General features: G+C 56.3%; 24 protein-coding genes. 20 read left to right on the top strand and 4 right to left on the bottom strand.

All coding sequences use genetic code 11. From position 1 onward, the window contains the following. The first annotated feature begins 9 nt into the window (after nt 1-9). The 3 genes from AB1L30_RS18960 (at nt 10) to AB1L30_RS18950 (ending at nt 2475) form a co-directional block, all read left to right on the top strand. The gene (locus tag AB1L30_RS18960; protein WP_367014975.1) at nt 10-1323 is read left to right on the top strand and encodes a prolipoprotein diacylglyceryl transferase family protein; all 1314 of its coding nucleotides are present in this window, start codon (nt 10-12) and stop codon (nt 1321-1323) included. A 51-nt stretch (nt 1324-1374) separates the two neighbouring features. Further along, nucleotides 1375-1740, top strand: coding sequence for a hypothetical protein (locus AB1L30_RS18955; RefSeq protein ID WP_367014973.1), 366 nt, complete (start codon nt 1375-1377; stop codon nt 1738-1740). A gap of 162 nt (nt 1741-1902) precedes the next feature. Continuing rightward, nucleotides 1903-2475, top strand: a complete 573-nt coding sequence (locus AB1L30_RS18950; protein ID WP_367014971.1) for a sigma-70 family RNA polymerase sigma factor — start codon at nt 1903-1905, stop codon at nt 2473-2475. Nucleotides 2476-2508: 33 nt separating this feature from the next. Here AB1L30_RS18950 and AB1L30_RS18945 read toward each other — a convergent pair whose 3' ends face one another. Further along, complete coding sequence (locus AB1L30_RS18945) at nt 2509-4242, bottom strand: solute:sodium symporter family transporter (protein ID WP_367014969.1); 1734 nt, start codon at nt 4240-4242, stop codon at nt 2509-2511. 447 nt (nt 4243-4689) lie between these two features. After that, the gene (locus AB1L30_RS18940; RefSeq protein ID WP_367014967.1) at nt 4690-5316 is read right to left on the bottom strand and encodes a hypothetical protein; all 627 of its coding nucleotides are present in this window, start codon (nt 5314-5316) and stop codon (nt 4690-4692) included. A gap of 77 nt (nt 5317-5393) precedes the next feature. Here AB1L30_RS18940 and AB1L30_RS18935 point away from each other — a divergent pair, with 77 nt between their 5' ends. The 11 genes from AB1L30_RS18935 (at nt 5394) to AB1L30_RS18885 (ending at nt 14916) form a co-directional block, all read left to right on the top strand. Then, nucleotides 5394-6455, top strand: coding sequence for a type II secretion system F family protein (locus AB1L30_RS18935; RefSeq protein ID WP_367016446.1), 1062 nt, complete (start codon nt 5394-5396; stop codon nt 6453-6455). A gap of 110 nt (nt 6456-6565) precedes the next feature. Then, the gene (locus AB1L30_RS18930) at nt 6566-7624 is read left to right on the top strand and encodes a type II secretion system F family protein (protein ID WP_367014965.1); all 1059 of its coding nucleotides are present in this window, start codon (nt 6566-6568) and stop codon (nt 7622-7624) included. Between the two features lie 33 nt (nt 7625-7657). Next, nucleotides 7658-8920, top strand: a complete 1263-nt coding sequence (locus AB1L30_RS18925; RefSeq protein WP_367014963.1) for a type II secretion system F family protein — start codon at nt 7658-7660, stop codon at nt 8918-8920. A gap of 1 nt (nt 8921) precedes the next feature. Continuing rightward, complete coding sequence (locus AB1L30_RS18920) at nt 8922-9362, top strand: hypothetical protein (protein ID WP_367014961.1); 441 nt, start codon at nt 8922-8924, stop codon at nt 9360-9362. Continuing rightward, nucleotides 9359-9832 carry a hypothetical protein gene (locus tag AB1L30_RS18915; RefSeq protein WP_367014959.1) on the top strand — a complete coding sequence of 158 codons (474 nt, stop codon included), beginning with the start codon at nt 9359-9361 and terminating at the stop codon, nt 9830-9832. The genes AB1L30_RS18920 and AB1L30_RS18915 overlap by 4 nt, the downstream gene beginning before the upstream one ends. Further along, nucleotides 9829-10239, top strand: coding sequence for a hypothetical protein (locus AB1L30_RS18910; RefSeq protein ID WP_367014957.1), 411 nt, complete (start codon nt 9829-9831; stop codon nt 10237-10239). The genes AB1L30_RS18915 and AB1L30_RS18910 overlap by 4 nt, the downstream gene beginning before the upstream one ends. Then, nucleotides 10240-11328 (top strand): DUF1559 domain-containing protein, encoded by a 1089-nt coding sequence (locus AB1L30_RS18905; RefSeq protein WP_367014955.1) that lies wholly within the window; start codon nt 10240-10242, stop codon nt 11326-11328. 12 nt (nt 11329-11340) lie between these two features. After that, the gene (locus AB1L30_RS18900) at nt 11341-11784 is read left to right on the top strand and encodes a hypothetical protein (protein ID WP_367014954.1); all 444 of its coding nucleotides are present in this window, start codon (nt 11341-11343) and stop codon (nt 11782-11784) included. A gap of 56 nt (nt 11785-11840) precedes the next feature. Then, the gene (locus tag AB1L30_RS18895) at nt 11841-12284 is read left to right on the top strand and encodes a response regulator (RefSeq protein ID WP_367014953.1); all 444 of its coding nucleotides are present in this window, start codon (nt 11841-11843) and stop codon (nt 12282-12284) included. A gap of 72 nt (nt 12285-12356) precedes the next feature. Then, nucleotides 12357-14285, top strand: a complete 1929-nt coding sequence (locus AB1L30_RS18890; RefSeq protein WP_367014952.1) for a PAS domain S-box protein — start codon at nt 12357-12359, stop codon at nt 14283-14285. After that, nucleotides 14254-14916 (top strand): response regulator, encoded by a 663-nt coding sequence (locus tag AB1L30_RS18885; RefSeq protein ID WP_367014950.1) that lies wholly within the window; start codon nt 14254-14256, stop codon nt 14914-14916. Before AB1L30_RS18890 ends, AB1L30_RS18885 begins: the two co-directional genes overlap by 32 nt. Nucleotides 14917-14933: 17 nt before the next feature. On the opposite strand, the gene AB1L30_RS18880 is transcribed toward AB1L30_RS18885, so the two are convergent. Next, nucleotides 14934-15230, bottom strand: a complete 297-nt coding sequence (locus AB1L30_RS18880) for a hypothetical protein (RefSeq protein WP_367014949.1) — start codon at nt 15228-15230, stop codon at nt 14934-14936. A gap of 375 nt (nt 15231-15605) precedes the next feature. Between AB1L30_RS18880 and AB1L30_RS18875 the strand changes: the two genes are divergently transcribed. Next, entirely contained in the window at nt 15606-16511 is a 906-nt protein-coding gene (locus AB1L30_RS18875) for an HDOD domain-containing protein (RefSeq protein WP_367014947.1), read from the top strand. Between the two features lie 139 nt (nt 16512-16650). On the opposite strand, the gene AB1L30_RS18870 is transcribed toward AB1L30_RS18875, so the two are convergent. Further along, entirely contained in the window at nt 16651-18030 is a 1380-nt protein-coding gene (locus AB1L30_RS18870) for a BBP7 family outer membrane beta-barrel protein (RefSeq protein WP_367014945.1), read from the bottom strand. A 530-nt stretch (nt 18031-18560) separates the two neighbouring features. Here AB1L30_RS18870 and AB1L30_RS18865 point away from each other — a divergent pair. From AB1L30_RS18865 to ptsP, 5 genes are all read left to right on the top strand, one after another. Further along, on the top strand, nt 18561-20393 hold the full coding sequence (locus AB1L30_RS18865; RefSeq protein ID WP_367014943.1) for a hypothetical protein: 1833 nt from the start codon (nt 18561-18563) through the stop codon (nt 20391-20393). A gap of 392 nt (nt 20394-20785) precedes the next feature. Then, the gene (gene raiA / locus AB1L30_RS18860; RefSeq protein WP_345090415.1) at nt 20786-21130 is read left to right on the top strand and encodes a ribosome-associated translation inhibitor RaiA; all 345 of its coding nucleotides are present in this window, start codon (nt 20786-20788) and stop codon (nt 21128-21130) included. Nucleotides 21131-21228: 98 nt separating this feature from the next. Next, complete coding sequence (locus AB1L30_RS18855) at nt 21229-21705, top strand: PTS sugar transporter subunit IIA (RefSeq protein WP_345090417.1); 477 nt, start codon at nt 21229-21231, stop codon at nt 21703-21705. Between the two features lie 99 nt (nt 21706-21804). Continuing rightward, entirely contained in the window at nt 21805-22098 is a 294-nt protein-coding gene (locus AB1L30_RS18850) for an HPr family phosphocarrier protein (protein ID WP_345090420.1), read from the top strand. A 54-nt stretch (nt 22099-22152) separates the two neighbouring features. Next, a complete protein-coding gene (gene ptsP / locus AB1L30_RS18845; protein WP_367014940.1) occupies nt 22153-23889 on the top strand; it encodes a phosphoenolpyruvate--protein phosphotransferase in 1737 nt (578 codons plus the stop codon). The last annotated feature ends 305 nt before the right edge of the window (nt 23890-24194 follow it).

Here is a 24194-nt window from a genome sequence, read left to right as displayed (position 1 = left end):
ATACCGATCGTGCAACGCACCCTGTTATTGATCCCCGTTCCTGAGCAACTTTTTGGCCTGCCTGTGGTGGGCTGGGGATGGCTGTTAATCGTCTGGGGCATCATCGTTGCCATCTGGATTGGGCTACTCTCGCGAAAGCCCAAGTTCCAGCAAGAGCTGCTGGGACATCTACCGCTGTTCGTAGTGGTCTCGGCCGCGATTGTCTACGTGTTGCCGATGCTGCGGGTCGAAGAGGCGGGCCAGTGGGGCTTTCCGGTGCGTGGCTATGGTGTGCTGCTTGTTGCGGCGATTGTTTCCGCGGTTGGCCTGGCGGCGTATCGTGCCCAGCGGATGGGACTCAATCCGGAAGTCATCTATTCACTGGCAATGGTGATAATCGTCTGCGGTGTGATCGGTGCGCGCGTCTTCTTTGTGATTCAATATTGGGACAACTTCTATCGTCCCGGCGATTGGCGGGCAACGCTTGGCGAGATCTTCAAAGTAACCGAAGGGGGAATCGTGGTGTACGGTTCGCTGATCGGTGCGGCGGTTTCGTTTGCCGTGTTTTGTTATCGCAAGCAAATCCCCCCCCTCGCGTTGGCCGACTTGATCGCCCCAAGCTTGATGATTGGCATGTTCTTCGGTCGGCTTGGCTGTTTCATGAATGGCTGCTGCTACGGCGGCCTTTGCACCTTGCCGACCGCCGTGCAGTTTCCGCCTGACTCGCCACCATTTCAGCGGCACATGGAGAACGGTTCGTTCTATGGTCTGCTGTTCGCCCAGGACGACGAAGGGGATGTGCGGATCGCGAACATCTTGCCTGACTCGGCCGCCAGTAAGAACGACAAGATCGAGATCGGTGATACGGTGCTTAGCATCAACGGATATGCCTTGAAGGGGCAGCCGGTTCCACCGATGGAAGTGCTGCGAAGTCGCTTGATGGCGACCTGGATGACGAAAGAAGCATCGCGTGGCTTACTGGAGATGAAGCTCAAGGATAAGGGCTCGGTGCCGCTGCATGTCGATGAGTTGCCGGCGCGTTCGTTGCCCGTTCATCCGACACAGATTTACAGCAGCATTAATGGTTTGATTTTGTGTCTGCTGGTGTTGGCGTACTATCCATTTCGCAAAGTGGATGGGGAAGTCATCGCGTTGACTTTGGGGCTCTATTCGGTCGCTCGTTTCCTGCTGGAAGTGATCCGAACCGACGAGTACGCGATCGGTGGAACTGGCCTGACGATTTCGCAGAATGTAAGCGTGGTGATCTTCCTGCTGTCGGTCACGCTGTTTGTCTATGCCCGGCTCCGCAAAGAGCCACTTGCCTGGCCGCGCGTTAGTGCATAAGAATGGGGCATCTTTTCTGGGAGTCTACTCTCGTTTCAGGATGCCCCCTTCATGCCGACATTTATTCCTGCCCCTTCCATCATTGAAGCCGCCGGCAATAAGCCGAAGGTCATTCAAGAGTTTATCGGTCACGTAAACTCGCAAACGTCGGAGGTGAGCATCGCTCGCATGATCAGCCCCAGTGGCTGGGTCGAACCGGGGCAGACGCCGCAGTTCGACGAATATACGCTGGTTCTCAAAGGCGAGCTGACCGTGGAATCGAAGGAAGGTGTCCAAGCCGTTTCGGCGGGTCAGGCAATAATTGCGAAAAAAGGAGAATGGATTCGCTACAGTAGTCCCCATTCCGAAGGTGCCGAATATATTGCCGTTTGTTTGCCGGCATTCTCGCCCGATACGGTCCATCGCGATCCTTCCTAGTGGCAACCTCGGCTGGAACCTCGATAAAGCTCGATATTTCAGCTACGATGAAGCTATCCTTTCTTCGTCCCCATTGAGCCACTCGTCGCGGTCCCCTTGAGGCTCGTTGGTCAGTTACCTGGCAACAATCACTCCTCATCTCAACCTTCTGGCTAGTTCTTCGTGTCCGACGACTCGTTTCTGATTCAGCGCATTCTTCAAGGCGATTCGGCTGCCTATGAAGAGATTGTGCGCTGTTACCAGCAGCGACTATTCAACACGATGCTGCATATCCTCGGTTCCAAAGAGGATGCCGAAGATGTTGTGCAAGAGTCGTTCGTCCAGGCCTATCTGAAGCTGGGATCGTTCCAGGGCAACAGTGCCTTCTACACATGGCTCTATCGCATCTCGTTTAACATCGCGATCAGCCATCGTCGTCGACGTAAGAAGGTGCACTCGATCGATCAGGTACGGGAAGACATCGGCAACGAGCCGGTCGATCGAGGCGAAGGACCTGGGCATCGTCTGGAACAGCAAGAGAGCGTTCGCCAGGTGCATGAAGCCATCGGCAAACTTACCGAAGAGCATCGCGACGTACTCGTCCTGCGCGAGCTGGAAGGGATGGACTACGATCGCATCGCCGACGTGCTGGAACTGCCTGTCGGAACGGTTCGCAGTCGACTGCATCGAGCACGAACCCATCTGAAAGAATGTCTCGAGGTGATGATCGCTCAGTCCGAGCGAGGCACCTCGTAGCCTCGCCCGCGATCATGTCGCTTCCGGCTCGATCTAACTTTCGAGTTCCGGAATGGTAACCTCGGCCGCTTCTGCCGATGGAGGTGGAACCAGCGGGAAGATCACTTCCGGTTTCGCGAAGTAGATATAGATGCTGCTCACCACAACAATCAGGCCAATGCCGACGGGCCAGGCGAACGGCCAACTGGTCATGTCGACGACGCCGGCATCTTCCTGGACGTAAGGCGTATCGCGTGGTGCGACCAATGCCATCAGCAGTTGGAAGGCAACCAGGATAATGAAGACCAGGCCCAGGAAGTGGAAGTCGTAGAACGACTGGTTCAAGTCGAACGATTTTCCCGCAGTGAGAGGCTGAATGCCAAAATAGAAGATCGCGATCACGGCAAAGCCAGTGATTAGCGCGATGTCAGCAGCGATCTTCGGAGCACGCTTCGAGATCATTCCGACCAAAACGACCGAGAAAATTGGGATGAAGTACAAGCCATTCATCTTCTGCAGGTAACCAAAAATGCTCTCTTGGCCCGCCAGCAGCGGAGCGATGGTCATCGAGACGATCGCCAGGATCGTACCGAATACCTTGCCCGACCAGATCACGCGATCGTCGGTGGCATCGGGGTGCAGCATCTGCTTGTAGACACCCAGGCTGAACAAGGTTGCCGTGCTATTAAGAGCGGAGTTAAACGAGCTGAGGATCGCACCCACCATCACCGCGGCAAAGAAGCCAACCAGTGGTTTCGGCAAGACGTTCTTCACCAACTCGCCATAGGCCTGGTCGTTAGCAATCGTGTCGCCATACAAGTGATAGGCAATCAAACCAGGCACAACCAGGATCATCGGGGCCAGAACTTTCAAGCCGCCCGCCATCAGCACGCCCTTCTGCCCTTCCTTCAAGCTGCTGGCACCGAAGGTACGCTGAATGATCTGCTGATTGGTGCACCAATAGAACAAGTTGAGCAGCAGCACGCCGCTGAACAGCGTGGTGAATGGCACCGAAGACGTGGACGGTCCGAGCGAGTTGAACTTCTCGGGGTGGGCTTCCTGCATCGTGTTCAAAGCGGAGAAGATGCCATCGCCACCGACTGCTTGCAGACCGAAGTAAACAATCAGAAAACCACCCACCAGCAAGCCGAAGCCGTTGATGGTATCAGAGACGGCAACCGTTCGCAGACCACCGAAAATCGCGTAGACCGAACCGATGATGCCGATCAACCAAACGGTGCCCCACAAGATGCCATAGTCGGCACCGCTCATGCCGGCGTCCGGTGCACCGCTGGCGGTTGCGTCCTGGGTAATGCCCAGAATGCCTTTAATATCAAGGATACCGCTCAGCCCCATCGCCCCGGTGTAAAGGATGATGGGCAGCAAGATCCCTGCGTAAGCGACGATAAAGATCAGCGACGTGATCGCACGGGTCGAGTCGCCGAAGCGGTTCTCGAGGTATTCCGGAATCGTCGCGATACCGCTCTTCAAGTAACGTGGCAGAAAGAACAACGCCATGATCACCAGCGAGGCACCGGCCAGGACTTCCCAGGCCATTACGCAGATACCATCTTTGAAGGCTGCTCCATTGAGCCCAACCAATTGTTCGGTCGAGAGGTTAGTCAGCATGAGCGAGCCAGCGATGTAACCGCCAGTCAGCGAGCGTCCGGCCAGGAAGTAACCAGCCGACGAGCTATGGTCGTCTTTCCGGGTGAGAACCCAGGTGATGGCACCGACAAGCGCGGTGAAGAAGACGAACGAACCAAGCGTAATGATCGTTTCAAGCATTGGGGCTGCCTGTGAACTATTGCGGGAGCATGAGGAGCGGGCAAACCTTTGAGGTTAACCCGGGCCGACGAGGTAACAATGAGAAAATCTTAGGAGCTTTTGAGAAATGTTGCGAAATTTACTAGCGCCTGACAAGCCCCTCGCGTGAATTCAGCAGGCAGAATCTCTCGGGGATCGCCAGCACTGCTGTGGTGAGATACGGTTCCATCGACCCGCAGCGAAGGGACGCATTCTTTCGGTTTTGGGCAATCATTCGCCCGTGAAACCGCCGATGGAACAAGTAGAGCCGTACTCTCGTCTAAATTCGGCTAACCACAGCGAACCTGATTGGGTTCTGCTTAAGATGGTTATAGGAACAACGGTTTTTGAGAGAGGCATAGCAATGTTTTTTATCGTATCGATTCTGAAGCAGCAGAAGAAACAGAAGTAGCTTTCGGCTGAACCAGCCTACTTCTGAGGCGACCCGTCACCGGCCTCGAACTTCGGTAGCGGGAGCGGTTCATCTTCCAGGGGAACGAGTCGCATCTCGGTCATCGCGAACTCTCCCACCAGCGGGATTCCGGTCATCTCAACCACGACGCGATAGTCGGCCGGAGCGTCCAGAGTGATTTCTCCCATTTGCGTCGTTATCACCGGCTGATCGTTTTTACTCAGCGTGATCTTCTCTTCAACGAATCGCCGTTCTCCGATGTGAATGCGCATCTGCGCTTCTTGCGTTGGGCTCAAGCAAACGGCGTCGACCTCGACTCGGTAGGTGCCAGGAACGGCCAAATGAACTTGCCAGATCGCCTGGTCGGCTCGGGTACCGAAGCCTGAAATCCGGTCGCGATCGTCGACTTCTAGCTGCTTTCCGGCCAGGGCGGCCATCAAAGGGGAAAGCCGAACGGTCCGGTCCGAGTCTTGTTGAACGGTCGCTGGCGGATCGATCTTGGCGGTCGGCTCTGGGGTCTGGGCCGGGGCAATCGACTCGGTACGAATGGGCGGAGGCGTCGGTTTCGGAGGTTCTTCCGGCTTCTGGCAGCCAACCACCAGGCACGCGACGAGACATGTCAGGGGAAATTTGAGTGCAGACAAAGTAGCCGATTTCTTCCTTCGAGGGGGATTGGTTGCTAGAATACGACGGTTCGGCTTTCGATTCTTTTCTCTGGAAAGTGTGTGTGGCATCGTCTCGTCCATCATACCGTTTGGAAGATATTCTCGCCTTAAACGCCGAGATTATTTCTCTATCGCGGGTTGAATTGCCTCTCGACCCACACTTGGGACGGATGAGCAAGGAACTCAGCGGCCGGCTGCGTCGACTGGGTGAGGATCTTGCTCAGCGAATTCATGCCGGGCAATCGCTCGACGAAGCGATCGAAGAACTTGGCACTGGCTTCCCGCCCATGTACCGGGCTGTCGTGACGGCCGGGCTGAGAAGTGGTCGCCTGACCTCTGCCTTAGAGGATATCGCCGCCACCGCTCGACGGATTCAAAAGGTGCGGATCTCGTACCTCACGGCTTCGGTGTATCCCGCCATTATTCTGATTTTGACCGGCGTATTCGGCGCCACGATCGGGATGGAGCAGCTGCACCAGATGCGAACGGTCTGCGAGACCTCGTTCATTCCGGCCGACTCGCACATTTATACCGCCATCGATTTCTTCCTGGCACTGCGACCGATGTTCCTCGCCTTGATCCCGATCGGCACGCTGATGCTACTGTTGATCGCTCTGCTTCAGGTTTGGCCTTCGTCGCTGTTTCTGGGCAATGGTATCGTGCCCTGGCTATTACCTGGGGCTCGGAAGATCGCTCGCAATTGTCAGTGGGCAATGGTATTCGACCTGATGGGCCTGTTGCTGAAACATCAATGTCCTTTGCCAGAAGCGGTGCGACTGGCCACCGCCGCCACTGGTAGCCGCAAGATGACCGCCAGCGGCAAAGAGTGGGCCGACCGAATTGAAAAAGGGGACGTGCATTCCGCTCCAGCCGAGTTAACGCCAATCAGTCGTTGGTTGTTGGCGTCGAAGCTCGAACCTGATGCCTTAGCCGAGAGCCTGGCTTTGGCCGGGCAGAGATATTTCGCCCAGGCCCGGCGCCAGAGCCTTTGGATCCAGAACCAGTTGCCGATCTACGCGACGCTGGGCATTGGTGGCATCGTGGTGGTGTTGTATGCCTTGATGCTCTTCATTCCTTGGATTTCTATTCTTCGCTACGTGTTGATTCCCGCTAACTAAATCCCCTTCCCCGCGTTTCGTTCATGCAATCACCTTTGGAAGATTCGAACCACGATTCCGATCGGGATCGCGCGCCGTCCGGCTTGGACGAGTCGACCGGAGGTTCATCCGTGGCGACTTCGCCGCCGCAGACGATCGAACTGAACGAAGAGGAATCGGCCGAACTGCTACGTTGTATCAGCGAGTTGTCGAAGGCGGGCTTGCCGCTGGACGAAGGGTTGGATGCGTTTGCGGAAGAGGCCTCGCGCCGAAAGCTGAAACAGGCCTTCCATCAACTGGCTGCCGAGGTACGTGCTGGGGGTAATCCCCTGGTCGATCACGACCTTAGCTTCGTGCGTCTGCCGAAGTACCATCAAAAACTACTGGTCGCTGGCATCCAGTCGAATCGGCTCGGGGATACCCTCTTCGATCTGCTGGAAGAAGAAAGCTGGCGTAAAGAATACTGGCGAGACCTGTGGGCCGCCCTTTCATATCCGATGTTGCTGGCGACGGTAACGCTGGTGCTGATTGACCTGCTGAACGTGTTCATCATGCCGATGATCCAATCGCAGTTCATGTCGATCTACGAAGAGTTTGAACTCGACCTGCCATTCGACCCGGCCATTTTCCAGTCGACCACGATTTCCTGGACCAGTTTCTTTTGTCTGGGCATGGTAGGCATGCTGTTGATTCCGGCCTGTCTAACCCCAGCCCAGGCCGCCATGCTGCGTCGCAGTTTGCCGATCCTGGGCAAGGTGCATTGGTGGTACGAAGTTCTCGACTTGTTGGTAAAGCTACGAATCTTGATTCGCCAGGGGCTGCCAATCTCGGAAGCGTTGCCGCTGCTGAAAGATGCTGTTTCCAGTCGACGCTATTCTGAACTGGTTGTCATCTGGGGCGAACAATTGGAACAAGGCAAGTCACTGGCCGAGGTTTGGCAGAACTCGTTCGATGTTCCTTCGTCGATCTTGCCTTTGATTCGCTGGGGCGAACAAAGTGGCCAATTGGACGAAGCCCTCGAGAGTGCCGAGCTGCTGTTGAAAGAACGCCTCGCGCTGCGGCGTGAGTTGATTCGAAAGATTGGACCTCCGTTTATCACCACCATCGTGCTGGCGGCGCTGTTCTGGGCGGCCATTCGTTTGGCGGTGTTGATTTCGCCGATGATCGATCTCATTCAAGCGTTGAGCTAAATGGACGTATTTTATCACCTTCAGAATCTGTGGATGGCTGTCCTGCTTGGGATGGTCCTGCTGGTTCTGGCTACCCAGTGGGATAGCACCACGCACGAGCAGCCGACGATGATGCGTCGCTCGCTGCGACTGTTGGCGTGGCTATTCATCTGCATTGGCGGCATGGGCTGGTGGGTTGGTGTGTCGGGCTTCGTGGCGATCATCCTCATTCCGTTTGTTTGCCTGGTCCTGTTTGGCTTCGGGATTCAGCGGTATCGCGTGATGGAGAATCGCGGGCTGATGTCGGTTGTTTTGGCAGGGCTCGAAAAAGGGATCCCGCCGATCGCCAGCGTGGTGGCCTATCGGCAGGAAGCAACCGGGCTTCAAGAACGCCGGGCAGGTCAGTTGGCCAAGTCGATGGGTGCCGGCATGCCAATGGTCGACGCGGCCCGCAAGTCGAAGGTGTTCCTGCCCGCGGAAACGTTGATGACTCTGGAACTGGGAAGTGCCCTGGGAAGCATTCCGGAAGTGAATCGACATTCCAAGCGATTCACCGGTGACGACACCGTGAACTATGGCAACCTCGACATCTTCCTCGGCGGCTTGATCACCGTGGTGATGGTGGGTTTCTTCCAGGTCGCGTTACTCACGTTCATGGAAGCGAAGATCAAGCCGGTCTTGGCGATGATTCTGAACGATTTCGATATTGGTTCGAGCACGTTCCCGGCGATCTGGGGCTGGAGCGAATGGTCGACCGACGTGATCTTGTGGTGCTTGTACTTTGTGATTCCGATTGCCTTCCTCCTGTTTTTGATGGTGGTGATGGTGCAGTTCGGTTGGTTTAGCGAGCTCCCCTGGGGCCTGCGTTGGGTGCATGGTCCGTTGAACGAATGTCGCTTGCTGAACGTACTATCGGTAGTGGTCGCGGCCGACTTGCCGCTGCAAAGTGCCTTGGAGGTGATCAAGACCAAGTTCCCGGCCGACCGGGTGCGGCGGATTGCCCGGCATGTGCATGCCCAGCAAAGGGCCGGCGGCAACTGGATTGAAGCCCTACGGATGGAAGGTGTTTTGAATCGGGGGGAAGCAGCGCTGGTCACTTCGGCTCAAGAGGCTGGCAATCTGGCGTGGGCGCTTAAGGAGGTCTCCGTCGGAAAGCGTCGTCGGCATCTGTTGCGGATGGCGCCAGCGATGAAAATACTTCTCCCAATTCTGGTTTTGTTGGCCGCAACTTCGGTTCTTTTTGGTGCCATCGGAATCTTCCTGCCTATCATAAATCTGGTGACCAATCTTTCGTTATCCACGGCGGGGTGGAACTGATATGCAACGCAACGTTCAAAAATCGGGACTTTCCGTACTCGAGTGCGTGGTCGCACTGTCGGTATTGGCCGCGATGTTGACGACCGTGTTGTCGATCCAGGTGCTGCAGTCGACACGCATTAGTCTGGCCAAGCATCGCCTGGCAGCCGAGCAAACCCTGAACAATCTCGCCCAGCGAATCCTGGCGGCAGAAAGCGGTGAATCGGTCTCGCCCGAAGTCGTCCAGCAGTGGGCAACCAGCATGGAGCAGCAGCAAAGTCTGCCCCCAAAGACACTGCAGATCGCGATCAACCAGGTCGACGAACCAGTCGCCGGAGAGCGGTTTGAACTGTCGTGGGTACCTGCCTCGAGGACGCTGCCCAGTTACTCGTTGGTGACTTGGCGATTCACGGGCAAGGCCCCTGCAGGTCCGGACGCTCCAGCCGAGGAGGCTCAGCCATGAAACGTTTCCGAATACAAGGATCGAGTCTGGTCGAATGTATTGTGGTGATGGCGGTGGGAAGCGTGATCGCGACGTTGTCGATCAAGCTGGTGCACCAATCGCAGATCGAGGCTAGAAATGCGTTCAGCTGGATCGATCTGCAGCAAGGTGTCGTGCGACTTGAACGACAGTTGCGGCAAGACTTGCGGTCCGCCGAGTCTGCCACGTTACCCGAGCCGAACCGGCTTGAACTGAAGTTGCCTCAGTCGTCCGTCCAGTACGACATCAACGAGGGCCTTGTCGAGCGGATCGAGCAATTCGATGAAGGCGAGTCCTCTGGCAAACGCCACGAAGGTTATCGCCTGCGTGGCTGCGAGGTCAAGTTGTCGCAGCCCTCGAGCAATTTGGTTCAGTTGGTGGTGAAGCCGAACGTCGGCAAGCCTTCCTCGGAAACGTATCGCATCGAACAAGCGGTCGGGAGGCAACCATGAAACGTTCCCCTCGCTGCCGGCGTGGCTTTGTGACGGTGATCGTGCTGGTGGCAATGGTCGCTGCGGTGTTGATCGCGACCGCGTCGTTGTCGCGTGTCACGACACAGACTTCCAGCCAGCGCCGCAACATCGATCAATCGCAAGTCGATCTTCTGGCGGAAGCCGGCATCTCGCTTGCCCAGGTACGATTGGCCCAAGATGCTGCCTATTCCGGAGAAACCTGGAATCTCGCTGCCGGTGCCCAGGGAATGAAGTACCCGGCCACGGTCACAATTAAGACCTCGGAGTCCGACCAACCCAGCCAGCGGAAGGTCGAGGTCGACGTTCAATTGGGAGACAACCCCGCCAGAACGATCCGAGCGAAACGAACTATCAATCTTTCCCTCCCTGAGTCGGAGCAAGAATAAATGACTACACGAAACAAACGCGGATTCACGCTGGTGGAACTGTTGGTGGTGATCGCCATCATCGGTGTTTTGATCGCTCTCTTGCTGCCGGCCGTTCAACAGGCACGCGAGGCCGCTCGACGTTTGTCGTGCACCAATCGCCTCGCCCAGTTGATCCTGGCTCTGCACAATTACGAATCGGCCAACAACGTCTTCCCTGCTGGCTCGATCAACGACACCGGCCCGATCAAGAACTCGCCGCACGGATACCATCACAACTGGATCTCGGCGACGCTGCCTTACCTGGGTGATGCGACGACGTACGATCACATCGACTTCACCAAGAGCGTTTACGACAAGGCTCAGAACGGTCCACGCGAGCTCTATTTGGAAGTGCTCGATTGTCCTTCCAGCCCGACTAGTCGCGCCAATAGTCGCGTCGGCCTGTCGCACTACGTTGGTTTTCATAACCACTGCGAGCTACCGATCAACACGACCAATACCGGCGCGTTCATTTTGAATAAGGCGCTCTCGGCCAACGACTTCCGCGATGGTCTCGCGTTCACGCTGTTCCTCGGCGAAGCGGAAGTAACGCCTCCGAGCAATCTGGGATGGATGAGCGGTACCCGTGCCTCGCTGCGAAACACCGGCTCGCAGCCGAACGCTGGTGGGGCTCCGATTCCGTTGCCGAACGTTTACACCGACAAGGAATGGCTTAATACGCTCGAGATGTCTCCGCAGGATTCGATGGATATCCAGGGGGAATTCGGTGGGATCGAAGAGTTTGCTTCGGAAGATGACGAAGAAGAGGCCGAAGAAGATACCCAGGCCAAAGAAGCGAACGCGAAAGCTCAGCTTTTAACCGAGAAGGACTTTATGAACTTCGACGGCAAAGGCATTCCGCTGCCTTCCAAGGCGGCTGGAATCTTTGGAGTGATTCCCAACGATCCGCTGCTTTATGTCGGCGGTGTTGGTAGCCACCATCCAGGCGGTTTGAACGCCGCCCATGGCGACGGTAGCGTGCAGTTCATTGCCGAGAGCATCAACGGCGTGACTTATCGCCAGCTTGGGCATCGTGCGGATGGCCAACTGCGTGTTGGTGACTATTAATCGAGGCCGCGGATGTTTAAAGGTCAGTCCTTTCCACTTATCTTCCTAATGCTGCTGGTCGCTTTCTCGGCGATCCTGGCACGCATTGCCATGCCGATCGTGCAGTCGTTTCAAGCGACCGATGTCTATGGTTCGGCCGTGGCGACTGATCAGTGGGTGACATGGAGCGCCGGCATGGTGGGCGGAGGAGGCATGATTGGCTTCCTGGTTGGTTGGGTGCGCGAACGATTCTGGCCAGGGGCCGTGGTGGGCTACGTCTTGGGCAACATCGTGGGCGCCATGTGCACTCCGTTTTTAGCGGTGCCAGCGGCTTTAACGGCTTTGTGTGACTTGGCTTGGATCTTTATCTCGTTGCTTTTGCTCGCATTCGGGACGATACTAATTGAAAGAAAGTTTGGTAGTCAGCAATCCGACGAGAAATACGTGAAAGCGTTGGAAGATCGTCACGATGGATGACGATTGAAACCAGGAAAGCTCATCTCGCCTGGTTGATCACACTTGGGGGCAAATCGATGGTATCCGATTCAAGGCGTGTCTTGCTGGTAGAAGACAATCCCGCCCATGCCAAGCTGATGATGCGCACCCTTCGAGAATTCGGCGAAGCGTTGTTCATCGATCATGTGACCGACGGTGAAGCCGCGCTGGCCTATCTCTGTCGCGATGGCAAGGGGCAAGAGCCCAAGCCGCTACCCAACCTGATCCTGCTCGACTTACGAATTCCGAAATTCGACGGGCTGACCGTTTTGCAGCGAATCAAAGAAGATCCGCAGCTGAAACAGATTCCTGTGGTGATTCTCACCACGTCGGATGCCGAGGCGGATGTTAAGGGCGCGACCGATCGATTCGCCAATAGCTATCTGGTTAAGCCGATTGAATACATGCAGTTTGCCAACTTGATGCGGCACATCGGCACTTATTGGACGGAACTGAACCACGCGCCCCGCAGTAATAATTAAGCGGCGTACCTGATTGTTTCCCGGCAACACTCCCTTGGCGACGGATCGCGCCGGACATCCTCTCGCGGTAGAATGATGGCAAGAAAGCTACGACTACTGATTGTGGAAGACGACCCGGCCCACGCCCGTCTGATCGTGCGTGGCTTCCGAGCCGAAATGGAAGATTTCGAGCTCACCACGCAGTTCTCGTTGAAGGATGCGCGGAAGTCGATCGACGCATCTCTGCCAGATCTGGTGATCGTCGATCTTTCGCTCCCAGATGGCTTAGGCGCGGAACTCATCGAACCGCAAGGGAAAGGCTCTCGCTACCCAGTGATGATCATCACCAGCCAGGGGGACGAGCAAACGGCGGTCGACGTGCTCAAGCGAGGGGCGATCGACTACGTTGTGAAGTCGGACAGCGGCTTCTCGGACTTGCCTCGGCTGGCCAAGCGATCCATTCGCGAATGGCGTCTGCAGCGGGAGAAGGTCGAAGCGGAAGAGGCCCTTCGTAACAGCGAGCAGCGTTATCGAGCGTTGATCGATCATTCACCCACTTCGATTGTGGTGGCCTGCGAAGGGAAGATCGTTCTCGCTAATGGGATGGCGCTAAAGTGCCTCGGAGCCCATACGACATCGGAACTGGTCGGCAAGGGGATCGCCGACTTTAAAATCCCCGACGTGCACGAAATGGAAAAACTGACCGAATCGGCGGTTAGCGACCGGGCCCCGCTGCAGATGAACGAGTACGTTCTCAAACGCATCGATGGTCGGCCTCTCGATGTCGAGCTGATGTCGACTTCGGTCGATTACTACGGCCAAGAGGCGACCCAGTACGTCTTTCAGGACATCACGCTTCGCAAAGAAGCCGAAACTGAGATGCGTATTCGCGACCGTGCGATTGCCTCGGCCAGCGATGGGATCTTCATCGTGCAGCTGGTCGAAGGAGAAATGTGCGTCGTCGACTGCAATCAGGCCTTCCTCGATATCGTCGGTTGTCCGCGGGAAGCTGTCCGCGTAAACGGCTTAAGCGTGATTCGCTGCGACTCGCGGTACGAAGCCCGTTTCCGCGTGATCGTCGCCGGCATTCATTCGTGTCGGCCGGCCCGCGATACGCTGCGAATTCATGCCAACGAAGACGAATTCCGCTGGGTTGAAATATCCATTTCTCCGGTGCATGTTTCCGGAAGTCAGTTCACGCACGTTGTCGGCGTGGTGCACGACATCACCGAGAAGGTTCATGCCGAAGAAGAGATCCGCCGTCGCAATGCCGAGCTGGCTCACTTCCTGCGGCTGACAGCGATGGGCGAACTGGTGGCAGGCCTCGCTCACGAGGTGAATCAGCCACTCTACGCGATCTCGAACTACGCCGGTACGTGCGAGAACCTGCTGAAGGCACCCGATCCGGTCGACAAGGCCAGCGTGCAGCAGTGCGTTTCCCGGATCGGACAGCAAGCGAGACGAGCCGCCGAGATCATTCGACGACTCCGCAATTACGTGAGTCGAACGGCGCCACGCGTCGAAGGAGTCGACATGAGCGACTTGATGAACGATGCGATCGCCTTGCTCGCGCCACTGTTGGAAGAACAAGCGATTGAAGTCTCGATCGCTATAGATCCTTCCACACCGCAGGTATTTGTCGATAAAATTCAAATTGAACAAGTATTGATCAACTTGATTAGCAACGCGACCGATGCGATCGATGATACCAACAGCGAACGAATCATCGAGATTCACACGAGCCTGGTGCAGAACAAAGACGAGTCACTGGCTCAGGTTTCGGTTCGGGACTATGGTATTGGGGTCCCACCCAACTTCGATGTTTTTGAGGCATTTCAGTCGACCAAAGAGACCGGAATGGGCATGGGGCTCTCGATCAGTCGTACCATCATCGAATCGCACGGGGGGAAAATTTGGGTTGAACCTGCTCCCTCGCGCGGTACGATCTTTTTCTTCACGCTTCCCACCTCCATTCAACAGGTAACTGGTGATGTCGACGAATCCGACCGTGTTTGTCATTGATGACGACCCTGCGGCACGGGAATCGATTGGAATGCTTATTCGCTCACTTGGTCTTCAAGTCGAGACATTCGCATCGGCCGAGCAGTATCTGCAGTCGTTCGATCCCAATCGCCCTGGCTGTGTGATTACCGATATGCGGATGCTCGGGTTGAGCGGGCTGGAGCTGCAAGAGCAGTTGGTCGAGATGGGCGAGCGGATTCCGGTCATCTTGATTTCGGCCCACGCCAACATGCAGATCGCGGTCAAAGCGATGCGCAACGGCGCGATCACCTTCCTCGAGAAGCCTTGTCAGCAGCAGGAAATTATCGACGCCGTGAATGAAGCGATCACGCTCGACTCGCGTTGGCGATTGGAATCGCGGGAAGCGACCGAGGCTCGCGAGAACTACGAGAAGCTGAACTCCGGCGAACGCGACGTCATGAAGCTGATGATGATCGGCAAGGCGAACAAAGTGATCGCCAATCGCCTGGACGTCAGCCTGCGTACGGTCGAAGCGCGCCGTCACAACGTTTTCAAGAAGATGGGTGTCGATAACATCCCGGATCTGACCCGCTTGGCGTTGAAGATCGACGAACTGAAGGCCGAAATCGAAGCTAATGCCGACAGCGGCGAGGATATGGAAGAAGAATAGACCACGCGCCGAATTGGCTATTGGTCTAGTATCTGATCACGACATTCTTTCGGCTGTCCAATCAGCAGGGCGCCGATGCTCAGCGTAATAATCATTGGCAAAGCTGCCACGGGGTAAAGTGGTGGCGTTGGCTCGCGATTGAGATGGTCGCGCGAGACGAGCCAACTCTCTGCCCGGATCCAGCCACTCTCGGTCCTTCGCCAGATCACCAGCGAGTTCGCTTCGGCACCTTGCGGCGGTGCGGGAAGCTCCACGCTGGTCCCCAGCCATAGGGCAAAAAGGACGAGCAAAAAGATGAATAAGACGCGAGTCACGGGGGCTATGGTTCTGCGAGATCTGACAAGCAAGGTTTGACTGGTCAGATTGATTTGCAGCGAGTGTGCCGCGACGCCGGTAGTCGAAGGGCGTTTCGTCTTAACTTCAATCAATAGATAAGGTTGAAGCTGCTGCGCTTTTGTCGCAATCTGGCGGCGCGTTTTCTTTTCGCATCACTGAGTTCATCGCTGATGAGGCGAAAAATCATCGTCTGTCGGCGTTGCATCAAAGACTTTTTGCATAATGCGAGCGGTTCGCGGTTCGAAAGTTGCCCCAAGGATCGGAGTGACCTATTTATTTCACGTGTAGTCTGCGTTCACCGACAGCGACCGGGGAACTTATCTGCTTTCAAGAATGACGGGATGCAATTCAAGATGACTCAAAACAACTCTCTGAAAGACCTGCTGGCCGGGGCACAGTTGCCAGCACTTCCACAAAGCGCTATTCGTCTGCTCGAACTGGCACAAGATCCAGAAAATGGTCCTGCCGAATTCGCGGTACCAATCGAAGCCGATCCAGGTCTGACCGGCCAGGTATTGCGCTTCGTGAACTCTTCGTACTTTGGTTTCTCGCGCGAGATCTCGAACGTAAAGCTTGCCATCACCTTGGTCGGTATCCGCACGATCAAGAACTTCGCTCTGTGGAGCGCGGTCTTCAGCCTGATGCCCAACCCCAAGAGCGGTCCATTCGATCTGAAGAGTCTGTGGCAAGACTCGCTGCGTCGTGGCTTGTTTGCCCGCGCTGTTGGTAAGCACCTTGGTTTGAAGGATGCTGAAGATCTTTTCGCCGCCGCTCTGCTGCAAGACATGGCCGTGCCACTGCTGGCCAAGGAACTGGGCGACAAATATCGCGGCCTGATCGAAGGTCGTAGCGAAGGCCAGGCCCGTATCTCTGACCTGGAACGCCAGACGTTCGGTTGGACCCATGCGGAAGCAGGTGGCGTGATCGCTCGTGGTTGGAGCTTGCCAGAAAGCTTCGCCGAGCTGATCGAATCGCACCTCGATCTGGAAGACTACATTGAATCGCCAAACAAAGAACCTGGCAAAGTCGCTGTTGCCCTGTCGGCCCTGTTGCCGGCGACCGCTGACGAATCGTGGAACGAACTGGATCGATTCCAGGCCGCCTACGACAAGGTGATGAAGGGTGGCCCATCGGTGGCCGAGACCTTGGAAAAGGTCGACAAGGACTACGAAGAATTCGCTCCGGTTCTGAAGTTGAGCAATCCTTCGATCACGCTGGTCGAACTGCTCCACCGAGCCGAAGCCAAGGCCGCGACCTAACGCATTGCGTTAGAAATGCGATCGACCGCTCTTCCTACCCGTCGAGGAGCGGTTACGTCTGAATCAAGAACTAAAAAAAAGCCGCTCCGGAAGGAACGGCTTTTTTCTGTTTGGCAAAACAGGTCGTGAACGTTTGGGCTTACCAGACGAACTGGCCGCCGAAGTAAGCACCATGCAGGATCACGTCGCTGGAAGCTTGGACGTGATTGATGATGGCATAGTCTTCAAAGTTCTGCGGAATCTGGTCGGCCGACAAGGCGACACCGCTGACAGCGACCGCACGGTAACCGCCCGAGAGCGTGAAGCAATCGAACAGCTTGTAGTCCAAGCCCAAGTCCAATTCGCCCAGGAACGACACGCGACCTCGCGAGCTGCTCAGGTTGAATTCGCGACCATCGTTCGGGCTGGCAGGGTCGTTGACGAAGGCGTAACCAGCGGCACCGAACATTTCCGAGTCCTGCGTCGCGATGTTGCCGTAGATACCCAGCTTGCTACCCAGGTGGACGTTCCAGCGACCGTGCGACAGGTTGCCGATGAAGCCGATCTGGGGACCGATCAGGTTGTTCGAGACGTCAACGTTATAGTTAATTTCGTTCACTTCGCCGGTGTAGGCATAGTCGACCGTGTCAGCCGAGTACGACATCGATTCCGAGAATCGGAAGTATCGGATACCGCCGAGCACGCCAACCGAGAAGCTGGTGCAGCCGGTGTTGCACGAGTACAGGGTTGGATCCTGGAACAGGTTCAGTTCCAAGTTGTAGAAGTCGGAAGTACGGCGAAGACGATGGCTCAACGCATTGTTGAAGTACGAGCTGACGTTGGAAACACCACCGTTGTTGTACGACAGGCTATGGAAAGCGTCTTCCAGAACGGTGTTCAAACTACCGGTGACTTCGTTGTTGGTGACGGTGAACTCGGTGGAGTCACGAACGGCCCAGAAAACACCTTCGACGGCCCAGTTGCTGGCACCGAGGTATTTACCCAAGCGAACTTCGTAACCAGCGGACCAGTCCATACCGGCATCGTGCGAGCCCATCACCTGGCGGCCAATGTCGCCCGTGTCGTAGCTGAGCCAGACTTCTTTTTCGAGGTCACGGTTCATGATCAAGGCACCGCCGTAAGCGAACCAGCGCGAGCATGGTTGGCAGCAGTCGCCGTAAACAGCTCCCAGCGAGGGATATCCCGAATTGCAATCGCCGGTGAGGCAGTCGCTCGGCGAGTAAGGGGAGGAAGCAGGGCCCATGCTGTCCATCACCGATGGAGCGGGCTGATGCTTTCCTTCCAGGGCATCCATATAGGCTTTATCGCCTTGGATTGGTTCGAGCGAGGCTTCCGGCTTGTAGCTTACCGGTTGGGTTGGCTGCGACCACAACTTGGCGGGCGCGCTTGGTTCGGCATAGTAGGTCGCACCGGGGCGATACGCCGAAGGTTGATACGGATTGCCCGGGGCTTGGGCAAACAAAGCGCTGGCACTTAGCAATCCTGCCAAGGCACCAGGTACAATTAGAAACGTCTTCATGACAAATTGCTCCACGACTTTGCCTTGGGTTGCCGAAAGGGACGGTCCTCAAGGCTGCCAAACAATGCGGAGATACTGGCATCCGTTCCACACTCTGGCTTCCTGCGTCACACGGCGACCATGCCATGCGTGACCACAACCGTGTGGCCGTTAGCATTCATCGACTGCTGCTAGCGGCATTCGTAGGTGGATTTCGGCAACGCTGCCGTTTTTCGCTGGCACTGCTGTCATAGAACCCGACTAATCGCTAGCACCATATCGCTAGACCGGTAAATAGAGGCCCGGATGGGCAGTCGGAAGGCGAACTTCGTCGCTCATTTTCGGAGATGGGAATAGATACCCTTCGAAATCGACGCTGTCAAAAACTACGGACTAAGAAAGCTGTTTCTTCTGGGTCATCCGTGGGGGCGTTTGATGCATAAACCGCTATTGGGTAAATCGTTGGGGCCCCGGTACCATGCGGCGGATCATCTTTCTTCATTCCTGGAAGAAAGGATCTTCGGCACGGTTAGACCAGTCCAGGGGAACGGATGCGCCTGACACTACGAACCTTGCTCGCTCACCAGCACGGTCTTCTCAATGAGCAGCAAGCGGCAATCATTTCGCAGAAAATCGAACAAAGCCCGTTCGTCGCGCAGTTGCTTCGGCACTTGCAAGATCGCGTCGGCCGGCGCGAAATCGTTCCATTGACGATCGAAGCACGTGGCTGCGCGAGTCTCGAGAAAGTGATGCGTTACCTCGATCACGCCCTGCCTGCCGAAGAAGTGGTCAAGCTAGAAAACGAATGCTTCGCTTCCGATCGCTTGCTGGCCGAAGTCGCGGCGTGTCACGAAATCCTCTCGCAGTGGCTTTCGACCCCTGCCCCTGTCGAACCAACTCTTCGTCAACGTTTGTATGCCGTTATCCCAGGCACTTCCGCCGCCGTCGCAGGAACCGATGACGAGATCGCCATTGAATTGCCCGCCCTGGCATTCAGCAGCGAAGCACCATCGCGGCCGCGCGCTGAACGAAAGCCACAAGCCGAACAGCCGGCCCGAAAAGGCTCGCTGATCGGAACGATGTTCAAGCTCACCACGTTGGCCGCGTGTGTCACCGCATTGGTAACCGCTGCCGTGATGAATCGCGAGAAGGTTCGCGAAATCGTGCTTCAGCAGTGGGAACAGCAGCTTGCCCCAGCCGACGCACCGCAGCCCACCGGGCCGATGATCGCCCCGCAAACGCCTGCCCCCGAGGCATTCCTGGCTCAAGCTATGCCCATGGAAACGCCTCCCAAAGAGCCAGTCCCAGTCACCAATGAGCCTCCGCGTCGTCTGCCGGAAGTCGCCACGACTGCGTTCCACATGCCAGTTGCCAGTGGCAATTCTTTGCGGCCGCTGGACGAGCATGCCTATCAAATCGATTCCGCTGCCGGAACGCTGCTGCTCTCGAAGGGATCGGCCTCGTGGGTTTCGCGAGACCTCGATCGCTTTGCGAACGGTCGAATGGTGATCACGCCTGGTGGGCAGTGCCTGCTGAAGCACGATGACGTGGAAATCGAAGTCGCCGCGATTTCGGAGCTGAATTGGACCGGTGAAATTCTGACCGTTCGGTATGGCACCGTGGAAGTCGCTCTTGAGGCTGGAGCCAAGCTGAAGCTTCAGATTGCCGGCCAGGACCTGGAGATGGTCGCCAGTGATTTGCCAGTTCGGGCTCGCCTCCGAACCTCGGCCGTTACTGCCGCTGGGATCGACTTTGCCTCGGCCCAGGGAAATCAGGAAGTCCACATTGAAGGGCTCGCAGGAACCTCGGAGCTGCATCTATCGAGTTGCCGTGGGCCGTTCACGCTCAAGCCGGGCCAGCGGATTGCCGCGCAAGTACATCAAGGTGTTCGCTCGGAAGAGCCTGCCGCGGAAGACGCATCGGAGCTGAGCGTTCGCACCGGGACCCACTTCGCGGAAACGCTTCAAACGGTCGACGATCCCCTGCTCTACTTGCGTGGATTGAGCCAGCGGGCCGAGATTGGTCAGGCCAGCCTGGCCAAGGTAACTCTGGCTCAGGTCGAAGACGCCCAGTCGCTCGCCGCGATCTGGAGCCAAGGACCGTTTGAACTTCAAGTTCATGGATTCGATCCCCGGCAGTTCGTTGGACAAGATCCGCACCTGGCTCGTTGTGTTAAATACGCCCTGGAAAGTCACAGCCCTGAACATGGACCGCTGATCTACCGTTTGCTGTGTGGTTTCTCATCGGATCAGATGACCGAGCAGACCCGCTCGCAGCTGGAAACTCTTTGCCAGCACCCAGAAACGGCCGTTCGAGGATGGGCCAGGACCCTGCTGGACGATACCGATCAGGTGGCCAGTCAGCCGGCATCGCTCTATCGCTAAAGATTGGACCTTCTGAACTCTCTTTCTGGCGAGTGTTCCCGTCGATGTGGGGGAAATGTGGTTCGAGCCCACCCTAGAGACACCCCTTGCGGTGTATATGGTTGAATTGACGAGATTGCTCGCCTTGCGGGGGGAATGAGGTAGAGTGAATATGGGACCGAGGTGCCGCCTACAGGTCGTTCTCGATTTATCAAAAAACGTTGAAAAATTGAACCGAAACGGGTGGTGGCTCCATTTGTCAGCTCGTTGCGTTGCTTGTAGACTGGGATGTTTCCGCTATAGCATCGATGATGAAACAGTGGCTAGTCCTCCGTCGGCAACGTCGGTCCCCAACCGATTTCCCACGCTTTAGCCCCACTTAGTCGGATCATCCCCGTCAGGAGATTTCAGACGTGCAAGTCAACATTTCAACGCGCCATGGTCATTTGAGCCCCGCTTCGCAAGAGACGATCACCGAGAAAGTTTCGAAGCTGAATCGTTTGTTCGAACGGATCACTGGGGTGGAAGTTACGATCGACCTGGAACACACCGAAAAGCCAGAAGTCGAATTGCGCGTTACGGCCGAGAAGACCGAGGACTTCGTCGCGACCGATTCGGCGGAAAGCTTGCTCGCAGCACTCGACAGCACGATTCACAAGATGGAACAACAGCTGCGTAAGCATAAAGAGAAGCTGAAGGCTCACCGCGGTAAGGGGCAGCAGCCTGCTCCCGACGCGGAAACGAACTTCGAGGGATAAGATATCGACCACGCTGGCGAAACCACGCTGGACATCTGGCACCGAGTCTCTGCAGCGACTTGGACCGGCACGGTCCATCATGAAAAGGAACCTAGCTAATGAAGTTTGCCGATTTTATCAGTGTGAAGGCAATCAAGCCGGAACTGGCGTCGAAGGATAAGGAAGCCGTTATCCGCGAATTGGCCGGCAGTCTCGTTGCCTCAGGCGATATCATGGAAGATAGCGCCGAAAGCATCATCAAGGCGATCCTCAAGCGAGAAGAGCTAGGTAGCACCGGCATCGGCCGTGGCATCGCTGTTCCGCATACCAAGCATCCAAGCGTCGAAAAGCTGGTTGGCACCGTCGGTGTGAGCACCGAAGGGGTCGATTTCAACAGCCTCGATGGTGAATCCGTTCACCTGTTCTTCCTGCTGGTTTCCCCTCCGGATCGCCCTGGCGATCACCTGCGAGCGTTGGAAAACATCTCGCGTCAGTTGCGCGACGACATGTTCTGCAAGTTCCTCAAGCAGTCGAAGTCGGTCGAAGACATCAAGACGTTGCTGGACGAAGCGGACAACAACCAGTTCGGCAGCTAAACAGTCGCATTATTCCTGGCGGAGCTGTCGAATCGGTCGGTGTTGGGGTAACGCCGACAAGAGTCTCTCGACAGCTCCTTCATACGGGGCAATGGTTGGATGGGCGAGGAATCCATCATTCGAAAAGTCGTCGTGCCGAATCGGCAGGGACTACACGCACGTCCGGCGAACATGTTCGTCAAGGTCGCGCTACAGTATCAGTCCCAGGTCGAGATCGCTCGCGATGGCCTGACGGTCAGCGGTAAAAGCATCCTGGATGTGATGACGCTGGCCGCCGAGCAAGGTACCGAGTTAACGATCATCGTGACCGGTCCGGATGCCGAAACCGCCGCAAATGCTCTGGTCGAAGTTGTCCGTCGCTTCGTCGAAGAGGATGAAGAAGAGGGCGAGTAGTCGTTCGCTGAAAGCGGCAGCTCGTTTCTCCCTAATCAAGTGAGTCAATCATCAATGCGTGTTCTCCAAGGGATTGCTGTCTCTCCCGGCGTCGCTATCGCAAAAGCGATGGTGGTCGACGACCAGCAACCTCGCGTGACACGTCGATTCATCTCTCGGGCGAACGTCGACGCTGAACTGAAGCGTCTGTCTGGGGCCATGGATCTTGTTGCCGAACAGATCCAGGCCAGCCAGGATGAAGTCGCTGTCGAACTGGGGGACCAGTATGGCGCGATCTTCTCGGCTCACCTGCAAATGGTCCGTGACGAGAAGCTTAACGAGTCGTTGATCGACTCGATTCGCTATCGTCATTACACGGCAGAATACGCCGTTTCGCAGTCATTTGCCCGCTATATCCAGTTCTTTGAACGCGTTCCCAATCCATTTCTGCGGGAACGAGCCGGCGACTTTCGTGATATCGAACAGCGTCTGCTGAACGTTCTGTTCGGGGCGGATGCCAAGAAGAAGTTGGCGGCCAAGCAGCCTTCAATCGTGCTTGCCAACGATCTGACGCCCAGCGAGATGGCAAATCTCGATCGGGTCAACATTCGTGGCATCGTGACGGAAGTGGGCGGACCTGGTAGTCACTCCGCTATCGTTGCCGAAGCCCTCGAGTTGCCAGCTGTGGTTGGTGTCGGGGCGAATCTGCGAGACATCCAGACCGATACAATGCTCATTATCGATGGGCATCAAGGCCGTGTGATTGTCTCGCCAGACGAAGAGACGATCGCGCGCTACGAGAAGGAAGTCGAGCAGCAGCGTCAAACCAAGATCCGACTTCGCGGCCTCCGTGATTTGCCGGCCATCACCACCGATGGCGAGACGATCACGTTGATGGCCAACATCGAATTCCCCCACGAAGCCGACGCGTGTATCGAACGTGGTGCCAGCGGCGTGGGGTTATACCGGACCGAGTTCCTGTATCTCGGTCAAGATTGCGAGCCCACCGAGGAAGACCATTACCAGGTCTACGCCAAGGTAATTCGCGACATGCAGGGCAGCCCGATCGTGATTCGGACGCTCGATCTGGGGGCGGACAAGATCTTCGGCGAAGATCATCCGCCAGAGCAGAATCCCTTCTTGGGCCTGCGAAGCATTCGCCTTTCGCTCCGAAACACCGACCAGTTCCGTCGACAATTGCGGGCCATTTTACGGGCCAGCGTGTTGGGGGATGTCTCGGTGATGTTCCCGTTGGTCAGTACGCTGCACGAGTTGCGGCAGGCCAAGATGTTGCTTTCCGATCTGATGGAAGACCTGGAAGAGCAGTCGATCGCCTTCAACCGAGACCTCAAAGTCGGCATTATGGTTGAAGTCCCATCCAGCGTGGTAATGCTGGACCGATTCGCTCGGGAAATCGATTTCATCAGTATTGGAACCAACGATTTGGTTCAGTATACATTAGCTGTCGATCGCAATAATCCAGACGTGGCCGCACTTTACAATAGTTGCGACCCGGCTGTTTTACGACTTATCCAGATGGCGGTCGACTCGGCCCAAAAAGCAAAGATCGATGTCACGCTTTGCGGCCAGATGGGGGGGAATCCCGTTTACACCATGTTGCTAATTGGCATGGGTTTGCGTAGCTTGAGTGTTACGCCGAGCGCGATTCCAGAGATCAAGCAGATTTGCCGCACCGTTTCCACCGAGAAATGCCGCGAATTGGCCGCTCGCGTGCGAGATATGGACAACGCTTGGGAAATTAAGCGATTGCTACGAGAACACTTACGGCAATTGTTCCCCGACGAGGCCTAGACCACGCCCGCCCTCATGGGCAGAAGTGGCAGCGACATTGAAGGCAATGCCCATGCACTGCCTGGCAGACAAATCACACAAATACTTGTCCGGCGAATCGAAATTCGCTGGATCCCTTGACACAGGTTCAAGACTCGAACGCTTTATCGAAATGAAAGGCAAGCGGATCGTCAGCGGGGACTTTTAAAAAGCCTGCCAGCGATCTGACCCGATTTCACGCGACCAGCGACATACCCGTGGCCCAGCTACGTTGCTGTTGATCGCCAGGTAAGAGGCCGCGATCCAGAAGCCGCCAACCGCCAGAG

Origin of the sequence: Bremerella sp. JC817 (genome assembly GCF_040718835.1) — a bacterium.
In the GTDB taxonomy this organism is placed as follows: Bacteria; Planctomycetota; Planctomycetia; order Pirellulales; family Pirellulaceae; genus Bremerella.
This window is presented reverse-complemented; position numbering and strand designations above follow the sequence as displayed.